This is a genomic window from Actinoplanes sp. NPDC051633 (assembly GCF_040681735.1).
Classification (GTDB): domain Bacteria; phylum Actinomycetota; class Actinomycetes; order Mycobacteriales; family Micromonosporaceae; genus Actinoplanes.
Genome location: NZ_JBFAZH010001256.1, coordinates 1 through 2,150, shown reverse-complemented (window position 1 = coordinate 2,150; position 2,150 = coordinate 1). Strand labels below are relative to the sequence as shown.

The window sequence follows — 2,150 nt, the reverse complement described above, 5'->3', positions numbered from 1 at the left end:
GACGCGCCGGTGCCGGACCGGGGCTTCTTCGTCGCGCCGACGGTCTTCGCCGACGTCGACCCCGACAGCGAGCTGGCCCAGGAGGAGATCTTCGGCCCGGTGCTGTCGATCATCCCGTTCGACGACGACGACCACGCCGTCGCGATCGCGAACAACTCGAAGTACGGCCTGGCGGGCGGCGTGTGGGGCTCGCCGGATCGGGCGGTCGGCGTGGCCCGGCGGCTGCGCACCGGCGCCGTCGACGTCAACGGCGGCGCGTTCAACCCCGCGGCGCCCTTCGGCGGTTACAAGCAGTCCGGCATCGGCCGGGAGCTGGGCCCGTTCGGACTGGAGGAGTTCCAGCAGGTGAAGGCCATTCAGCGATGACCGCCGTGTCCGCGGTGGTGGTGCGGGAGCCGGGCGCCGCGCCGGCGATCGAGACGGTCGAGCTGCCCGAGCCGGGGTCCGGCCAGGTCCGGGTCCGAGTACGCGCGGCCGGCGTGTGCCACTCCGATCTGTCCATGGTGAACGGGACGCTGCGCCCGCCGTACCCGCTGGTGCTCGGGCACGAGGCGGCCGGCGAGGTGGTCGCGGTCGGCGACGACGTGACGCGTGCCCGGGTCGGCGACCACGTGGGCCTCAACTGGCAGCCGGCGTGTCGCATGTGCTGGTTCTGCACGCACGGCCAGCCCTGGCTGTGCGCCACGTCGAGCGGCATCCCGGCGATCGAGAACGGCGCCACGGTGCAGGGCGTGCCGGCCTACGTGACGCTGGGGCTGGGCGCGTTCGCCGAGGAGGTGCTGGTGCCGGAGAACGCCGTCATCGGCGTACCCGACGCCTTGGACTGGGCTTCCGCCGCCCTGCTCGGCTGCGCCGTGCTGACCGGGACGGGCGCGGTCCGCAACACCGCCCGGGTGGCTCAGGGCGATTCGGTGCTGGTCATCGGCCTGGGCGGCGTGGGCCTGTCGGTGGTGGCGGCGGCGCGGGCGGCGGGGGCCGGGCCGGTGATCGCGGTGGACGTCTCGGAGGCGAAGAAGGCGCTGGCCGAGGCGGCCGGCGCCACCGACTTCGTGGTCGCCTCCGACGCGCTCGCCAAGGAGATCCGCTCGCGCACGTCGGGCCGCGGCGCGGACCACGCGTTCGAATGCGTGGGCCGGTCTTCGACGATCCGGGCGGCGTGGCGGGCGACCCGGCGCGGTGGACAGGTGACGGTGGTCGGCATGGGCCGCGCCGACGACAACGTCGAGCTCAGCGCCCTGGACATCTTCTCGTCGGCGCGGACGCTGCGCTCCAGCGTCTACGGCAACTCCGACCCGGACCGCGACATCCCGGTGCTGGCCGCCGACGTGCTGAGCGGCACGATCGGCGTCGAGCACCTGATCACCGATCGGATCGGCCTCGACCAGGTGCCGGCCGCCTTCGACCGCATGTCCCGCGGCGAGGGCGCCCGCTCGGTGGTCATCTTCTAGCCGGAGGCGACCTGGCGGGGAGTCCGGGTGTTAGCCCCGGGACTCCCCGCCAGGCTGGCCGCAGATCGAACGCGCTGCAGGCTGCAAATCGAAAGTCCGCTTCCCGGCCCGGCGGTTTCGGCTCGGTGGTGCCGCCCGGTGCGGCCCGGTGGTCCCGCCCGGTGCGGCCCGGTGCGGCCCGGTGCGGCCCGGTGCGGCCCGGTGCGGCGAGCGTGGGTGGTCCGGTTCGCAGCCATGCGGCGTGGGGCGCCGGGCGCGCTTGCTGCCGCCCGTCGCGCCTCGCGGGCCGGGCCCACCGGCACCGGTGAGGTCGCGCTCGCGGCAAGCGCAGCTAGTGGTAGCTCTGCGGGCTATTCGCGGGTGTGATGGCCCTCTGGGCTACCACTGGGGTCGATTCGCCGGTGCCGGTGCAGGAAGTGGTAGCTCTGTGGGCTTTCCGGGGGCTCGATGGCCGTCGGGGCTACCACTCGGGTCGATTTGTCGGTGCCGGTGCAGGAAGTGGTAGCTCTGTGGGCTATCCGGAGGCTCGATGGCCCGCAGGGCTACCACTCTGGTCGATCTGTCCGGCTCAGCTCACGACCCGTGGCGTCCTTCTCGAAGCGCCGACCATCACCCTGCGGAACGGGCGGCACTTAGCCCGACCCGGCGGTCAGGCCGCATGGCTGCCCAGCTTGCCATCCGCCGAGCTGGCACCGGACCGCG

General features: G+C 73.7%; 2 protein-coding genes. Both read left to right on the top strand.

The features are described from left to right. A partial coding sequence (locus AB0M20_RS39755; protein ID WP_364306270.1) for an aldehyde dehydrogenase family protein occupies window positions 1-366 on the top strand: 366 nt, incomplete at its 5' end. Further along, the gene (locus AB0M20_RS39750) at window positions 363-1,448 is read left to right on the top strand and encodes an alcohol dehydrogenase catalytic domain-containing protein (protein ID WP_364306268.1); all 1,086 of its coding nucleotides are present in this window, start codon (window positions 363-365) and stop codon (window positions 1,446-1,448) included. The genes AB0M20_RS39755 and AB0M20_RS39750, both read left to right, overlap by 4 nt. Window positions 1,449-2,150 lie beyond the last annotated feature (702 nt).